We start from the raw sequence: 15234 nt of genomic DNA on the forward strand, positions 1-15234 counted from the left end.
TGTCACACGCTTGGTATCCTCAGGCGGGGGAAAGGAGTTGGCTTATGAATGTGTCCAGGCGGCTGCTTTTTGCCTCGGCTTTCTGGGAGGTCGCCCGGCCCCGGACTGCCCTGAACGCCGGCCATCTCCTGATCCGGCTCACGAACCCGGCTACGGCATTCGATCTCCGCTCGGCCGCTGACTGGCTGCGCTGCCACAACATGGCCCGGCAGGCACTCGCCGATGTTCTGGGTGCCACCCGCTGCACCGTGGTGTTTGCGCACCAGTGGCACCCTATCGGAGCGGCCATCGGCGAACCGGAGGTGGAATCCTCCACCCCCACCTTCCACATGTTCGGGCGCTGGGACGCCGAACCGGTCACGCCCGGCGAACAGCTGCGCCTTCCCATTCAGCGCCGGGTGCCGGCCGCAGCCGAAGAGCTCAAAGAGTACGACGGCGGCCTCCGCACCGCCCTGCGCCAGCTGGCTTTGGAGCGCCCGGCAGAGCCCGTCCCGCCGGCGGACGGCGCCCTCCCGGAACTCACTGCCAGTGCTCCGTGGGTCAAGGCCGGAGCGCACCATACGGTCCTCTCCCCGGCGTTGCCGCCGGCGCCGGGCGGAACCGGCCTGACACCTGGTCACCTGCTGGCGCTCGCCGCGGCCGTCCAGGGCCTGACGGACCGCCCCGGCGTGACCGGGCTGAGCTGTGTGGTGCCGGAGCCCGGACCCGACGGACTGAAAGTCCACGCCATGGGCCGCTCGGCAGGAGAATCCCTCAACCCCATGCAGGAATTCCTGGATCTGCCGCAGGTAAGCCAAGCCTTATTGTGATCCACTCATAATAAGTGTTTCAATAGAGGCATGACAGAACACTTTGGCGGCCACGATGCATGGGCTGCTGCCCTGCGCGCCCACGGCCGCCGGGTGACCAAGCAGCGGCTCGCTGTGCTGACCGCCGTCGAACATCACCCGCATTCCCCCGCGGAGAGCATCCTGGCCGCGGCGCGCACCGAACTTCCCGAGCTGACCGCGCAGTCGGTTTACGTGGTCCTCGGCGACCTGACCGACCTGCACATGTTGCGCCGCTTCGAGCCGCCGCATTCCCCCGCCCTGTATGAGACCCGCGTCGGTGACAACCACCACCACGCCATCTGCATCAGCTGCGGCCGGGTGGAGGACGTCGAATGCGCCGTCGGACACGCGCCGTGCCTCACCCCGCACTGGGATGAGAACTCAAAGCCGATGACCATCCAGATCGCCGACGTGATGTACCAGGGCATCTGCCAGGACTGCCAGGCGTCCCAAAAACTTCCTTCTGATAGTCCCTCACAAGTAATCGAGAAATAGGAGAAATATGACTGCGAACATCTCAACCACACAGTCCGGCGCGCCCGTCACTTCTGACGCGCACGCACAGTCCGTCGGCGCCGACGGCGCCATCATCCTCACGGACCACTACCTGATCGAAAAGCTCGCCCAGTTCAACCGCGAGCGCGTGCCGGAGCGCGTAGTGCACGCCAAGGGCGGCGGCGCGTTCGGTACGTTCAAGGCCACCTCTGACATCTCCAAGTACACGAAGGCCGCATTCCTGCAGCCGGGCGTTGAGACCGAGATGCTGATCCGCTTCTCCTCGGTTGCCGGCGAAGCAGGCTCCCCGGACACCTGGCGCGACCCCCGCGGTTTCGCCGTCAAGTTCTACACCTCCGAGGGCAACTACGACCTCGTGGGCAACAACACCCCCGTCTTCTTCATCCGCGACGGCATCAAGTTCCCGGACTTCATCCACTCCCAGAAGCGCCTCCCGGGCACCCACCTGCGTGATGCCGACATGCAGTGGGACTTCTGGACCCTGTCCCCCGAGTCCGCACACCAGGTCACCTGGCTCATGGGCGACCGCGGCCTGCCCGCCTCCTGGCGTGAAATGCAGGGCTACGGCTCGCACACCTACCAGTGGATCAACGCCGCGGGCGAGCGCTTCTGGGTCAAGTACCACTTCAAGTCCAACCAGGGCGTCAAGACCATGTCCGGCGACCAGGCTGAAGAGCTGGCCGGCTCGGACGCGGACTTCTACATCCGCGACCTGCAGGACAACATCGCCGAGGGCAACTTCCCGTCCTGGGAACTCCACGTCCAGGTCATGCCGTACGAAGACGCCAAGGGCTACCGCTTCAACCCGTTCGACCTCACCAAGGTGTGGCCGCACACGGACTACCCGCTGATCCACGTGGGCACCATGGAGCTGAACAAGAACCCGGAGAACTACTTCGCGCAGATCGAGCAGGCCACCTTCGCGCCGTCGAACTTCGTGCCGGGCATCGCCGCTTCGCCGGACAAGATGCTGCAGGCCCGCATCTTCTCCTACGCCGACGCACACCGCTACCGCGTGGGCACCAACCACGCGCAGATCCCGGTGAACCTGCCGAAGAACCAGGTCAACAACTACAGCCAGGACGGCGCCGGACGTTACCACTTCAACGCCCCGTCCGTACCGGTTTACGCGCCGAACTCCTTCAATGGCCCCGCTGCCGTTGAGCCGGCTTCCCCGGCCGGCGGCTGGGAGAACGACGGCGAGCTCACGCTCTCCGCACACTCCCTGCACGCCGAGGACGGCGACTTCGGCCAGGCCGGCACGCTGTACCGCGAGGTGTTCGACGACGGCGCCAAGGCCCGCCTGCTGGACACCATCACCGGTGCTGTGGGCGGCGTGAAGCACGCGGAGATCAAGGAACGCGCCATTCAGTACTGGACCAACGTGGACGCCGAACTCGGCGCCAAGCTGCGCGCCAACCTGGGCGCGGGCTCCACCGACTCCGACGCCGAGGCTGCCAACAAGATCGGCTAGTCCGCCTCCCCCGGCCCTCGGGCCACGACACGAAACACCCCGCCACGGATTTTCCGCGGCGGGGTGTTTCGTTGGGTGCCGCCGGGGCTACTCGACGTCCGGACGGCTTGTTGACGTCGAGCCTGCCGCCGAGGGACGGTGGCCCTTCTTGGCGATCTGGATCTGCTCGTACACGTGGTGGCGGAGCTCGGTGAAGCGCGGCAGTGCCCTGGTATTGAGCTGGTCCCGGTCGTCTGGGAGGTCGATCACGATGTCCTCCTGGATAACTGTCGGCGAGGACGACAGGATGATGACGCGTTCGCCGAGGTAGATGGATTCGTCGATGTCGTGGGTGACGAAGAGAACGGTCACGCCGAGCTTCTTCCAGACCACGCGGATCAAGTCCTCCAGGTCCGCCCGGGTCTGTGCGTCCACGGCCGCGAACGGTTCGTCCATCAGCAGGACCTCGGGCTGGTAGGCGATGGCGCGGGCAATCGCCACGCGCTGCTGCATGCCGCCGGAGAGCTGCCAGGGGTAGGAGCGCGGAACGTGGGAGAGGCCCACGGACTCGAGGGCTTCGTCCACGAGCCTGTCGCGTTCAGCCTTCGGCACGCCCTGGTTCTTCAGCGGCAGATCAACGTTTTCCCGGACCCGCATCCAGGGGAACAGCGACCGGCCGTATTCCTGGAACACCACGGCCATCTTCTTCGGCGGTCCGGACACGCGTTTGCCGTCGAGGAGCACCTCTCCTTCGGTGGGGGCCATCAACCCGGAGATGCACTTCAGGAGTGTCGTCTTGCCGGAGCCGGAGGGGCCCACGAGGCAGGCCAGCTCGCCGGCGCGAAGATCGAAGGTGAGGTTACGCACCGCTTCGATGTCACCGCCGTCGGTTTGGTACACCTTCTTCAGGCCGCGGACCGAGAGGATCGCCTCTTGGGCCCGGCGGGTCGTGTCAGGCTGCATTTTCTACCTCTTTCTGGCCGTGGTACCAGCGCAGAATGTTCCGCTCGGCCCACTGGAAGATGAACGACAGGCCCACACCCAGCAGACCGAGCACCACGATGCCGGACCACATTTCCGGAATGGCGAAGGAACGCTGGAACTGGACGATGGTGAAGCCAAGACCCGAGGACGAGGCGAACATCTCGGAGATGACCATCAGGATCAGCCCCAGGGACAACGACTGGCGCACGCCGGCCATGATCTGCGGGCTGGCCGAAGGCAGCACCAGATACCTGATCCGGGCCCAGCCGTTGATGCCGTAGGTGTGCGCCGAATCCGAAAGGACCCCGTCGACGGCGCGGACCCCTTCGATGGTGTTCAGCAGGACCGGCCAGACGCAGCCGGAGATGATGACCGCCACCTTCATGGAGTCCGTGATCCCCATCAGCAGGATCAGGACCGGGACAAGGACGGGCGGCGGGATGGCGCGGAAGAACTCCAGCACCGGTTCCAGCAGGGCACGGAGCCATCTGACCGAGCCGATCAGGACCCCGCCCACGACGCCGATCACGATCGCCGCGGAGACGCCGGCCACCAGCCGGCCGATGCTGGGCAGCACGTCGGAGAGGAAGCGGGGGCCGAACCAGACCTCGCCGAATTTCCCGACCAGCGTGGCCGGGGTGGGAACAAAGAAGTTGACCGCCCCGAGGGTTGAGGCCCACCAGAGCAGGACTAGCAGGACTGGCAGTGCCAGGACGTAGCCGACGGTTTTCAGGGCTCTCACACGATCACCTCGGAACGGACGGAGGAGTGCCAGGACAGCGTCTTCTTCTCGATAAAGCGCATCAGGACGTTGATTAGCACGCCGATCAGGCCGGTGGCCAGCACGAGGGCATACATGCCGGAGATCGCGCCGCCGGACTGGGCCAGTGCGATTTCCCGACCGAGGCCCGGCGAGCCGATCACCAGTTCGGCTGTGATGGCGAGGACCAGCGCCACCGTGGCGGCAAGCCGGACGCCGGTCATCAGGTACGGCAGGGTGGTGGGGAAAACGACGTAGCGGATCCGCGCCATCCGGCCCAGGCCGTAGGTTTTCGCGGTGTTGTTGGCCACCATGTCGACGTCGGCCACACCGTAGAGGACCTGGATCAGCACCTGCCAGAAGGCGGCGTAGGTGATCAGCATGAGGGACGATTCAATCTTGACGCCGAAGAGCAGCACCGCAAGTGGGATCAGCGCCACCGATGGGATGGGCCGCAGGAACTCCACCGTGGAGTTGGTCGCCTTCCGCAGGAAGTCGCTGGAGCCGATGACGAAACCCAGCAGCACCGCAAAGGCTACGGCGATGACGAGGCCCAGGAACCAGGCCGTCATGGTCTCGCCGACCGAGATCCAGAATGCGGTCAGGCCGAAGTCCCGCATCAGAGCCACAATGACCTCGCTGGCCGGAGGGAGGAATCGTTCATCAATAATGCCCAGACGGGGAATGAGCTCCCACGTGGCCAGGAATCCCGCGATTCCGGCCAGGCCGAGCAACTGTTTTACCGGCAGCTTGCGGACCGACCTGCGGTCCCGTCCCACACGTGGGGCGGGACCGCTGGAAGCTGAGGCCTGGGAACTCACGGGAGGAGGTCGCCGGCGTTCGGTGCCTTGGACAGCGTGCCGTACTTCGCCGCGGCGTCACCGAGGGTCTTGAAGGCTTCCTTGTTGAATTCGACGCGGTAGCGCGGCAGGATCATCTTGCCGCGGGTGGCGTCGTCGATCTTGGTGTAGGTGCCCACGATGTCGCGAACCTCCTGTGGGTGCTCCTGTGCATACTCAAGGGACTTGTTCATGGCGCGGGTGAACTTCGCCGTCAGATCGGCTTTGCCCTTGATGGTGTCCGCCTTTGTGAAATAGCCGGCGATGTCCAGTTCCGGGCTCATCTCGACGAAGTTCGAGGAGACGATTGTGCCACCTTCGGCCACCGCCTTGGAAAGGAAGGGTTCCAGAATCCACGCTGCGTCCACCTGTTTGTTGGCCAGGGCCGCCGGGGCGTCAGGGAAGGCCACCTCAACAAACTTCACGCTGTTCGGATCGCCGCCGTCCTTTTCGATGACCGACTTGATGGTGGTGTCGCCGATATTGGAGAGGTTGTTCACCGAGACAGTCTTGCCGGCGAGGTCCTTTGCGGACTGGATACCCGACCCGGCTGGGACCACGACGCCGCCGACATCGTTCCCCTTTTCACCGGTGGTCGATACTCCGTTGGCGACAAACTTCAGGTCGAGACCCTTGTCCTTGGCAACCATGACCGAGATCAGGTTGGAGAACGCGAAGTCGAAGCTGCCGCTGACCACGCCCGGGACGATTGCCGCGCCGCCGGTGGCTGTCTGGATGTCCAACTCCAGGCCCTCATCCTTGAAGAACCCCTGCTTGCTGCCCAGGTAGATCGGTGCGCAGTCCACGATCGGGATGACCCCCACACTGACCTTGGTCAGCTCTCCGCTCCCGGCTCCACCGGCGGGGGCGGATCCAGTGCCGGTAGAACTCGGCGAACCGGACCCGCAAGCTGACAAGCCGAGGACCGATGCTGCGGCAAGCACGGCGATGACACTACGACGCTTCATGTTCACTCCTTTGTGAAGTGGCATGGGAGCGTGACGCCCCCACGCCCAGTTTGTTCGGCGTCCGAACAAACTTTCGAATTAAGTCTGGTTCAGAGAACGCCCGTGGTCAACCGGATTTGGCCATTGTTATCCTCCCGGTACGCGCGTACCGGATCGGGGAGCGACGCGGGGCACCGCGCCATAGGGAGGCTGGTGTCCACGCTTTCCACATAGGGGCCGTTCCCACTGGCTGGAGCTGTTGGCTGTCCCTAGGATCACTGCATGAGTACATTCCAGGGCATCCCTGCAGGGGCATTCGCGTTCTATGCCGAACTTGAGCACAACAACAACCGGGAGTGGTGGCTGGAGCACAAGGACAGCTACAACACCCTGGTGCGGGACCCGGTGACGGCGCTGCTGGCCGAGCTGGAGCCGCGGTTCGGGCCGGGCAAGATCTTCCGGCCCAACCGGGACATCAGGTTCTCCCCGGACAAATCGCCCTACAAGACTGCCCAGGGTGCACTCGCGTCGTCCCAGGAAGGCGTGGGATATTACGTCCAGGTGAGTGCCGATGGGCTGCTGGTGGGCGGCGGCTGCCACACCAGTACGCCGGCCCAGCTGGCCCGCTTCCGGAACTCCGTGGATGCATCCGGGACGGGCGAATCTCTGCGGCACATCGTGGAGACCGTGGCTGCCGCGGGCTTTGCCGTGGAGGGCGAAAAACTCAAGACAGTGCCGCGCGGTTTCGACAAGGACCATCCCCGGGCGGAGCTGCTGAAGCACAAATCGCTGTCCGCCGGCATCGAACTGGGCCAGCCGGAGTGGCTGGACTCACCCGCTGCGGTGCAGGAAATCGCGGCCTTGTGGGACCAGCTGAGGCCGTTGGTGGACTGGGTGGGCCGGCACGCGGCGCCCTGACGCCCACATTATCTATAGACCCTCCTCGACCACGCCACTGCGGGTGTCCACCGGCTCGAAGACGTCGCCAGCCTCCGGTCTCAGCTGCTCACGGGTTAAACGGCAGAGGCACCCTGCCACCAACTGGGGTGGACGGGTGCCTCTGTCGGGTTTTGCAGCGTTGGCAGCTGCGGGGTACGAGCCTACCGGCGGGTGAGTGCCTCGTCGTCGGCGGCATCACTGCCGGCCAGGCCGGCATCCGCATTGGAATCCGTGCTGGAATCAGCGCCGGATTCGGTGGCGTAGGCGCCATCCACGGAAGCCTTCGCCTCTGCGAACTTTTCGTTCAGGCGGGAATGCCGCTGGCCGTAGGCGAAGTAGATCAGGACGCCGATGACCAGCCAGCCGGCGAAGAAGATCCACGTCTGCACGGCGAGGTTCGTCATCAGGTACAGGCAGAGGACGGCGGAAACGACCGGGAGGACCTTGCCGAACGGGACACGGAAGGACGGCTTCAGGTCCGGGCGCTTCTTGCGCAGCACCAGGATTCCCAGGCTCACCACCACAAACGCGGACAGCGTGCCGATGTTGATCATTTCTTCCAGCAGGTCAACGTTGGTCAGGCCTGCCACCAGTGCCACTGCGGCGCCACAGATGATCTGGAGGCGGACCGGCGTCGAACGTTTTTCGCTGGTCTTGGACAGCGAGCGGGGCAGCAGCCCGTCGCGGCTCATGGCCAGCACCACGCGGGACAGTCCCATCAGCAGCACCATGATGACGGTGGTGAGGCCGATCAGGGAGCCGAAGGCTATGACCTTGGCTGCGGTGGTGTTGCCGACGGCCTCGAACGCGGTGGTGAGGGTGGGTGTTTCTGCTGCCGCGAGGTCCGTGTAGGACACCATTCCGGTGAGCGCGAGGGACACCAGGATGTAGAGGAGCGTCACCACGGCCAGACCGCCGAAGATGCCGCGCGGCAGCGTCTTCTGCGGGTTCTTTACTTCCTCCGCGGATGTGGCCACAACGTCAAAGCCGATGAACGCGAAGAACACCAGGGCCGCGCCGGCGAAGATGCCCAGCGTGCCGTACTGGGCAGGCGCGGCGCCGGTCAGGAAGCCGAAGAATGACTGCTTCATGACGTCCGCGGCACCGCCGGCGGTGGGTTCCGCGGCGGGCACGAACGGCGTGTAGTTCTCGAACTTCACATACGTGAAGCCCACCACGATCACAAACAGCACCACGGCGATCTTGATCAGGGTGAAGACGTTGCCCACCCGGGCGGAGAGCTTGGTGCCCAGCACCAGGAGCACGGTGAAGACCGCAACGATCAGGAACGCGCCCCAGTAGAGGTCCACCCCGCCGAGCGAGACCGCCGGCGGCACGTCGGCGCCCATCAGCGCAAACACCTTGCTGAGGTAGATGCCCCAGTACTTGGCGATCACAGCCGCGGCGGTGAACAGTTCCAGGATCAGGTTCCAGCCAATGATCCACGCAAGCAGTTCGCCCATGGTGGCGTACGTGAAGACGTAGGCCGACCCGGCGACTGGAATGGCGGTGGCAAACTCGGCGTAGCACATGATGGCCAGGGCACAGGTGACGGCGGCGATGGCGAAGGACAAGGTCACCGCGGGGCCGGAGAAGTTGGCCGCAGCCTTGGCGCCCACCGAGAAAATGCCGGCGCCGACAGCGACGGCGACACCCATGATCATCAGGTCCCAGCTGCTGAGCGACCGCTTGAGCTTGCGTCCGGGTTCATCAGCGTCGGCGATGGACTGCTCGATGGATTTGGTCCGGAGAAGGTTCATAAGGAGATCCACAATCCTGATAGGGGATGGAAACAGACTTATCAACTTTACTGTCCATCCACTGGACGGTTCCAACCGTTCCGTATCGTGAGACACCCATGATGCCGAAGTTAATTGCGGAAAAAACCTTGAGGCCCTCCGTTTGGAGGACCTCAAGGCTCAAGCATCGAACCAGCTAGACCGGCCAGTCCATCAGCTTTGACCGGATCAGGAACCGTTTGCCTTCCGGCGCCTCAACCGAGAACCCGCTGCCCCGGCCCTGGACCACGTCCACGGTCAGATGTGTGTGGCTCCAGTAGTTGAACTGCTCCCTGGACATCCAGAACTCGAGGGGCTGCGGCTCCAGGCCGTCGGCGATGTCGAACAGCCCCAGGAGGACGTCCGCTTCCGCGGTGATGAACTCCCCGGCCGGATAACACATGGGCGAGGACCCGTCGCAGCAGCCGCCGGACTGATGGAACATGAGGGGTCCGTGCTGGCCCCACAGCTTCCGGAGCAGTTCCAGGGCTTCGGCCGTGAGCGCCACGCGGGAGACATCTTCCCCGGGCAGCGTCACTGCCGCGTCAAGCCTCGCCTCCATCATCAGTACTTGATGACGACGCGGCCGTCGATCTTGGCGTGTTTCATCTCGTCAAGAACGGCATTGACCTCGGAGAGCTCGCGGGTGGATACCGTGGGATGGATCTTGCCCTCGGCGTAGAACTCAAGTGCTTCCTCCAGGTCCTGCCGGGTCCCCACGATCGAGCCGCGGACGGTCAGGCCCTTGAGCACAATCTCGAAGATCGGTGCCGGGAAGTCGCCCGGCGGAAGGCCGTTGAACACAATCGTCCCGCCCCGACGGGCCATGCCGATCGCCTGGCCAAAAGCAGACGGGTGCACTGCGGTGACCAGGACTCCATGGCAACCTCCGGTTTCGCGCTGGATGACTTCGGCGGGATCTTCGTGCAGCGCGTTGACGGTGAGCTCAGCACCGTGCTTCTTGGCCAGGGCGAGCTTGTCATCGGCGATGTCCACCGCTGCAACGCGCAGTCCCATCGCCACGGCGTACTGGACAGCAATGTGTCCGAGTCCGCCGATGCCGGAAATGGTGACCCACTGTCCGGGCCTGGCTTCGGTCATTTTCAGGCCCTTGTAGACCGTGACACCGGCGCAGAGCACCGGGGCGATTTCAACGGGGTCCGAGCCCGCCGGGATGCGGGCGGCAAAGCGAGTATCCACGATCATGTACTCCCCGAAGGAACCGTCCACGCTGTAGCCGGCGTTCTTCTGCACCTCGCACAGTGTCTCCCAGCCGGTGCGGCAGTACTGGCAGTCGCCGCAGGCGGACCAGAGCCAGGCGTTGCCGACGAGGTCGCCGACGGCAAGGTCGGTGACACCTTCACCCAAGGCGACCACTTCGCCTACGCCTTCGTGGCCGGGGATGAACGGCGGCGTCGGCTTGACCGGCCAGTCGCCCTCCGCCGCGTGGAGGTCTGTGTGGCAGACGCCGGTGGTGATGACCTTGACCAGCGCCTCACCCCGGCCCGGGGTGGGAATGGGGAGGGTCTGGATCTGAAGATCCTTGCCGAATTCGGTTACTACTGCTGCTTGCATTGTCGTCGTCATTGGCGAAATCCTTGCGTAGATAAAGCGCTGGTGCGGTGGGGTGGTGCTGCCTTCCTGAGGGGTGGCTTAGAAGAAGCCGAGCTTGTTCTCGTTGTAGCTGACCAGGAGGTTCTTGGTCTGCTGGTAGTGGTCCAGCATCATGGAGTGGTTTTCACGTCCGATGCCGGAGGACTTGTACCCGCCGAACGCGGCGCCGGCCGGGTAGGCGTGGTAGTTGTTGACCCAGACGCGGCCGGCCTGGATCTCCCGACCTGCGCGGTAAGCGACGTTGCCGTTCCGCGACCAGACGCCGGCGCCAAGCCCGTAGAGGGTGTCGTTGGCGATTTCCATCGCGTCGTTGTAGTCGCTGAACCGGGCGACAGACACAACAGGTCCGAAGATCTCCTCCTGGAAGATCCGCATCTTGTTGTGGCCTTCGAAGACGGTGGGCTGGACGTAGTAGCCGCCGGCCAGGTCGCCTTCCAACTCGGCGCGGGCGCCGCCGGTAAGCACCTTGGCGCCTTCCTGCTTGCCGATGTCGATGTAGGACAGGATCTTTTCAAGCTGGTCGTTGGAGGCCTGTGCGCCGAGCTGGGTTTCGGTGTCCAGCGGGTTGCCCTGGATGATTTTCTCCACCCGGGCCACCGCGTCGGCCATGAAGGAATCGTAGATGTCTTCCTGGACCAGGGCGCGGGACGGGCAGGTGCAGACCTCGCCCTGGTTGAAGGCGAAGAGCGCGAAGCCCTCCTGCGCCTTGTCATAGAACGCGTCATCGGACTCGGCAACATCGTTGAAGAAGATGTTCGGGCTCTTGCCGCCGAGCTCCAGGGTGACGGGGATCAGGTTCTGGCTGGCGTACTGGCTGATGAGGCGCCCGGTGGACGTCTCGCCGGTGAAGGCGATCTTGCGGATCCGGGGGCTGGACGCGAGCGGCTTGCCGGCCTCGACGCCGAAGCCGTTGACCACGTTGAGCACACCGGCCGGCAGCAGGTCACCGATGAGTTCCATCAGGACCAGAATGGACGACGGCGTCTGCTCGGCGGGCTTCAGGACCACGGCGTTGCCGGCGGCCAGGGCCGGGGCGAGCTTCCAGACGGCCATCAGGATGGGGAAGTTCCACGGGATGATCTGGCCCACGACGCCGAGGGGCTCGTGGTAGTGGTACGCGGTGGTGTCGTCGTCGAGCTGCGAAAGCCGGCCTTCCTGGGCGCGGACAGCCGAGGCGAAGTAGCGGAAATGGTCCGCGGCGAGCGGGATGTCCGCGTTCAGGGTCTCCCTGATGGGCTTGCCGTTGTCCCAGGATTCGGCGACGGCGAGCATCTCGAGGTTCTCATCAATGCGGTCGGCGATCTTGTTCAGGACCGCGGCGCGCTCGGCAACGGAGGTCTTGCCCCAGGACGGTGCGATCTTGTGGGCGGCGTCCAGTGCCAGTTCAATGTCTTCCGCGGTGCCGCGGGCCACTTCGCAGAAGACCTTGCCGGTGACGGGTGTGATGTTCTCGAAGTACTGGCCCTTGACGGGGGCAACCCACTCGCCGCCGATCCAGTTCTCGTAGCGGTCCTTGAACGTGACCTTCGAACCCTCGGTACCGGGCTGTGCGTAAACAGTCATTGCTAGCTCCTTTGCTGTGCATGAAAGGTGGCGCCTGATGATGGCGTCCGCCGTTGGTTTCAGCGTAGGAGTGTGAAGGTTGCAGTCAGGTTGCGCGGGTGTGAGCCAGCTCACGGTCGGCCCCCACCGGGGGCCGGGGTCAGGCGCTGAGTTCGGCTTCCAGCCGCTCAAGGTCCGCGACGACGGCGGCCCGCTTGGGCGAGCGCGGCGGCAGCAGCTTCAGGGCGGCAGTCCGGACGTCGACGTCGTCCCTGGCCTCCGGGAGGGCCGCGTACTTGAGCAGCGTTTCGGCACTGCCGTCCGTCAGCACCGCCTCGCGCATCAGCGAGGAGACCCTGTCCCGGAGGTCGATGATGCCTGGCGCTTCGGAGCGCGGGAGCACCGCTCCGCGGTAGATTTCCAGCGCAATCCGGTGGGCACCGCGCTGCAGGCAGTTCAGCACCTGCCCGGTGTCCGGGAGCAGGTCCATGGTGAGTTTGTACGGCCGGGATTCCGGGACGGCGGCCGGGTTGAGCTGCTGGAGGATCTTGCGCAGCCGAACCATTTCCGCGCGGAGCGTCATGGTGGGGCCGTCACCCGGGTAGAGCAGGAAGCTGAGCCCCTCGGCGCTCAGCCCGGCGGGGTGGGTGCTGAGCAGGGCGAGGATTTCACTGTGCCGGGCGGACAGCGCCACCGTTTTGCCTTCGATGCTGAGCAGCGCCTGGTCGCGGCCCAGAAGCTGCAGGCTGTTGCGGTACAAGCTCCCTTCCTTCGCGCCGCCCGCTCCCCCGGCCCGCGCCGAATCCGGCCCGGCAGACCGTGAACCTGACGCAGAGCTGGCGTTCCGCCGTCGGGCCGGCCGGCTGGCGAGGGTCGCCGCCAGCTGCAGCCGCTCCACACGGAGCTGCGCCTGAGCGGCAGCGACCGTCGCTTCGACGAGCGATAGGGTGTGGGCCGCCACCGCACTGGCCTTGCCCGTGATGTCCACAACGCCCAGCAGTGCACCCGAATCCGGATCATGGAACGGGACGGCCGTGCAGCTCCACTCGTGCACGGACCGCTGGTAATGCTCTGCCCCGGAAATCTGGATGCCGCGGCCCAGGGCCAGGGCAGTGCCGGGAGCGCTGGTCCCCACCGTGGCCTCTGACCAGTCGGCGCCGGGCACAAACATCATGCCTTCGGCACGGCGCTGCAGGGCGGGATCGCCTTCCACCCACAGCAGCCGGCCAACCTCATCACCCACGGCGACGAGCAGGCCACTGTCGTGGCTGGGCTGGACCAGGAGCTTGTGGATCACGGGCATGATGCTCGCAAGGGGGTGCTGCCGGCGGTATTCCTCGAGCTCGTCAGTGTCCAGAACGAGGGGCGCTTCGGGGTTGTCCGGGTTGGCCTGCAATTTGACGGACCGCTGCCAGGATTCCCGGATCAGCCTGCGCAGGCCGGGGATCTCCGGTGCGCCCGGAAACGCTTGGGCGTCGAGCTGCTCGTGGGCTGCCAGGGCATGACGCTGGGCCAGCGCAGTCGCTTCGCCGCCGGACGCCGGCGGCAGGATCAGGTTCCTCATCGAACTCCCCTCGGTCCTGCCAGTCTACGGGCCGCCGGCGCTGTTCGCTGTGCCAGCTGGAGCTAGGCCCAGCTTTCCGTCCGGTCACGGAGTTCGGCATAACGTGCGTAGACGTGCGGCTGCGGGGTGTCTTCAAAGACCGTGGACTCGGCGCCGCGCCACGCTGGCGGCTGGTCGGCGCCGCTGAGCGCCCAGGCCGCCTGACGGGCCGCGCCAAGTGCCACGTACTCCGCGGGCACCGGGACATTCACTGCGACACCGAAGACCTGCGGGGCAATTCGTCGCAGTGCCTCGGACTGGGATCCGCCGCCGATCAACATGATGCGCCGGGTGGGCACACCGGTTGCCGCTTCGAGGGCCTTCACCGCATCCTGCAGGGAGCACAGCAAGCCTTCGATGACGGCACGCGCTAGGTCATCCCGGTTTGTTGCGGAGGTCAGTCCATGCATGGTGCCGGTTGCGTCCGGACGGTTGGGCGTACGCTCCCCGTCCAGGTACGGCAGCATCACAGCACCGCCCGCACCGGACCGGGCGGACAAGGCCAGCCTGGCAAATTCAGCATGGTCCACTCCCAGCAGGCGTGCCCCGAACTCGAGCACGCGCGCGCCGTTCAGGGTACAGGCCAGCGGCAGGTTCCGTCCTGTGGCGTCCACGAATCCCGACACCAGGCCGGTGCCGTCATGCACGCTCGTATCAACGACGGCCGAGGCCACGCCGGATGTGCCGATGGACACGCACACATCACCGGGGCCAAGCCCCAGGCCGAGGGCGGCTGCCATGTTATCGCCGGTGCCGGCCGCGATGGCCGCGCCGTCGCGAGTAGTGCCGACAACTTCGTTCGGGCCCGCTACTCGGGGCAGGCCGACAGCGTGGCCCAGTGCCAGGTGGGCGAGTTCCGGCACAAACTCCCGTTCCGACGTCGAATAGTAGCCTGTGCCTGAGGCGTCGCCGTGGTCCGTGGTCATCTGCTGGCGGCCGCCCAGCTGCCACGTCAGGTAATCATGCGGCAGCAGCACATGCTCGGTGCGTGCTGCGCTCGCCGGCTCGGCATCCCGGAGCCAGCGCAGTTTGGACGCGGTCAGCGAGGCGACCATAACGCTGCCGACGGCGTCCGCGCACGCCTGCGGTCCGCCGAGTTCGTCGACCAACTGGCGCGCCTGCGGCGCGGAGGAGGTGTCGTTCCAGAGGATGGCGGGCCGGACCACGCGGCGGTCAGCGTCGAGCGCCACCATGCCGTGCTGTTGTCCGGCTACCGAGACGGCATCCGCGCGCGGGAGCAGCTCACCGGCGGAATCCGCCAGTGCCGCGCGCCAGGCTTCCGGATCCACCTGCGTGCTATCCGGGTGCGCCGCGCGGCGCAGGGTATGAACTTCTCCGGTCTCGGCGTCCACCAGCGCGGCTTTGCAGGACTGGGTGGACGAATCAATTCCAAGGACGAACTGGGGGCTCAAGGAAGCTCCTGAAGAAT

14 protein-coding genes are annotated in these 15234 nt (G+C 65.5%); 4 read left to right on the forward strand and 10 right to left on the reverse strand.

What is annotated here, in order from left to right; translation table 11 throughout:
• Positions 1-44: 44 nt before the first annotated feature.
• From ACZY0Q_RS07395 to ACZY0Q_RS07405, 3 genes are read left to right on the forward strand one after another with little or no spacing between them, the layout of a single operon-like run.
• Positions 45-809 carry a hypothetical protein gene (locus ACZY0Q_RS07395; RefSeq protein WP_463915504.1) on the forward strand — a complete coding sequence of 255 codons (765 nt, stop codon included), beginning with the start codon at positions 45-47 and terminating at the stop codon, positions 807-809.
• 30 nt (positions 810-839) lie between these two features.
• Positions 840-1325: a Fur family transcriptional regulator gene (locus ACZY0Q_RS07400; RefSeq protein ID WP_463915506.1), complete on the forward strand. Its 486-nt coding sequence runs from the start codon at positions 840-842 to the stop codon at positions 1323-1325.
• Positions 1326-1332: 7 nt separating this feature from the next.
• Positions 1333-2820 (forward strand): catalase, encoded by a 1488-nt coding sequence (locus ACZY0Q_RS07405; protein ID WP_463915509.1) that lies wholly within the window; start codon positions 1333-1335, stop codon positions 2818-2820.
• 87 nt (positions 2821-2907) lie between these two features.
• Here ACZY0Q_RS07405 and ACZY0Q_RS07410 read toward each other — a convergent pair whose 3' ends face one another.
• The 4 genes from ACZY0Q_RS07410 to ACZY0Q_RS07425 are packed head-to-tail and all read right to left on the reverse strand — an operon-like array spanning position 2908 to position 6350.
• The gene (locus ACZY0Q_RS07410) at positions 2908-3762 is read right to left on the reverse strand and encodes an ABC transporter ATP-binding protein (RefSeq protein WP_463915512.1); all 855 of its coding nucleotides are present in this window, start codon (positions 3760-3762) and stop codon (positions 2908-2910) included.
• Complete coding sequence (locus tag ACZY0Q_RS07415) at positions 3752-4525, reverse strand: ABC transporter permease (RefSeq protein WP_463915514.1); 774 nt, start codon at positions 4523-4525, stop codon at positions 3752-3754. The genes ACZY0Q_RS07410 and ACZY0Q_RS07415 overlap by 11 nt, the downstream gene beginning before the upstream one ends.
• Positions 4522-5364 carry an ABC transporter permease gene (locus tag ACZY0Q_RS07420; RefSeq protein WP_463915516.1) on the reverse strand — a complete coding sequence of 281 codons (843 nt, stop codon included), beginning with the start codon at positions 5362-5364 and terminating at the stop codon, positions 4522-4524. Before ACZY0Q_RS07420 ends, ACZY0Q_RS07415 begins: the two co-directional genes overlap by 4 nt.
• Entirely contained in the window at positions 5361-6350 is a 990-nt protein-coding gene (locus tag ACZY0Q_RS07425; protein WP_463915518.1) for an ABC transporter substrate-binding protein, read from the reverse strand. The genes ACZY0Q_RS07420 and ACZY0Q_RS07425 overlap by 4 nt, the downstream gene beginning before the upstream one ends.
• Positions 6351-6611: 261 nt before the next feature.
• On the opposite strand from ACZY0Q_RS07425, the gene ACZY0Q_RS07430 reads away from it, so the two are divergent.
• Positions 6612-7247 (forward strand): DUF2461 domain-containing protein, encoded by a 636-nt coding sequence (locus tag ACZY0Q_RS07430; protein ID WP_463915520.1) that lies wholly within the window; start codon positions 6612-6614, stop codon positions 7245-7247.
• A gap of 182 nt (positions 7248-7429) precedes the next feature.
• Here the strand turns inward: ACZY0Q_RS07430 and ACZY0Q_RS07435 are convergent, their stop codons facing one another.
• The 6 genes from ACZY0Q_RS07435 to xylB form a co-directional block, all read right to left on the reverse strand.
• Positions 7430-9028 (reverse strand): APC family permease, encoded by a 1599-nt coding sequence (locus ACZY0Q_RS07435; RefSeq protein ID WP_463915522.1) that lies wholly within the window; start codon positions 9026-9028, stop codon positions 7430-7432.
• Between the two features lie 175 nt (positions 9029-9203).
• Positions 9204-9611 (reverse strand): DUF779 domain-containing protein, encoded by a 408-nt coding sequence (locus ACZY0Q_RS07440; protein ID WP_463915524.1) that lies wholly within the window; start codon positions 9609-9611, stop codon positions 9204-9206.
• Complete coding sequence (gene adhP / locus ACZY0Q_RS07445; protein WP_463915527.1) at positions 9611-10633, reverse strand: alcohol dehydrogenase AdhP; 1023 nt, start codon at positions 10631-10633, stop codon at positions 9611-9613. The genes ACZY0Q_RS07440 and adhP overlap by 1 nt, the downstream gene beginning before the upstream one ends.
• 66 nt (positions 10634-10699) lie before the next feature.
• The gene (exaC, locus tag ACZY0Q_RS07450; protein WP_252569778.1) at positions 10700-12223 is read right to left on the reverse strand and encodes an acetaldehyde dehydrogenase ExaC; all 1524 of its coding nucleotides are present in this window, start codon (positions 12221-12223) and stop codon (positions 10700-10702) included.
• A 139-nt stretch (positions 12224-12362) separates the two neighbouring features.
• The gene (locus ACZY0Q_RS07455; protein ID WP_463915531.1) at positions 12363-13766 is read right to left on the reverse strand and encodes a GAF domain-containing protein; all 1404 of its coding nucleotides are present in this window, start codon (positions 13764-13766) and stop codon (positions 12363-12365) included.
• Between the two features lie 62 nt (positions 13767-13828).
• A complete protein-coding gene (xylB, locus tag ACZY0Q_RS07460) occupies positions 13829-15217 on the reverse strand; it encodes a xylulokinase (protein WP_463915534.1) in 1389 nt (462 codons plus the stop codon).
• Between the last annotated feature and the right edge of the window lie 17 nt (positions 15218-15234).

Source organism: Pseudarthrobacter lactosi, from assembly GCF_055412785.1.